General features: G+C 69.5%; 1 protein-coding gene. It reads left to right on the top strand.

The window, feature by feature from the left end; genetic code table 11:
* The coding region (locus H928_RS30330) for an RNA polymerase sigma factor (RefSeq protein WP_306729961.1) at positions 1-525 on the top strand (525 nt) is incomplete at both ends.

The following is a 525-nucleotide window of genomic DNA, read 5'->3' on the forward strand; positions in this document are numbered from 1 at the left end:
ACGGCCGCTATGTGGAAGGCGCCGTATTGCAGGAGCAGCTGGCACCCAGCCATGCGCCCGATGTGGCAGATTCCGTCATGTACCGCCAGGCGCTGGCGGTGCTGGAGACGGCATTGGCCGGCCTGCCCGAGCGCAGCCGCGCCGCCTTTGTGGCCCACCGCATCCATGGCGACAAGCAGCCGCTGATTGCCGAGCGGCTGGGCGTATCGCTGAACACCATCGAACGCGATCTGATCCAGGCCAGCGCCTGTGTCGAAGACGCCTTGCAGCGCTGGCGCGGCAACCACCTGGGCAGCGCCCGGCGCGCGGGCCGGCGCCGCAGCCTGGCCGCGCTGCTGAGTTTTGCCGGTGTGGGCCTGGGCGGCCATCTGGGCTGGCAGCAGTGGCAGCTGTACCGCCAGCAGCATGTGCAGTGGCAGGCCAGCTGGCACAGCCCACGCGGCCAGCAAGTGCGCCATGCGCTGCCCGATGGCTCCAGCCTGTTGCTCGATGCGCTCAGCCAGGCGCAGCTGCAGTATTTTGCGG

It is taken from the genome of Comamonas sp. B-9 (assembly GCF_000410635.1).
Taxonomy (GTDB): Bacteria; Pseudomonadota; Gammaproteobacteria; order Burkholderiales; family Burkholderiaceae_C; genus Comamonas.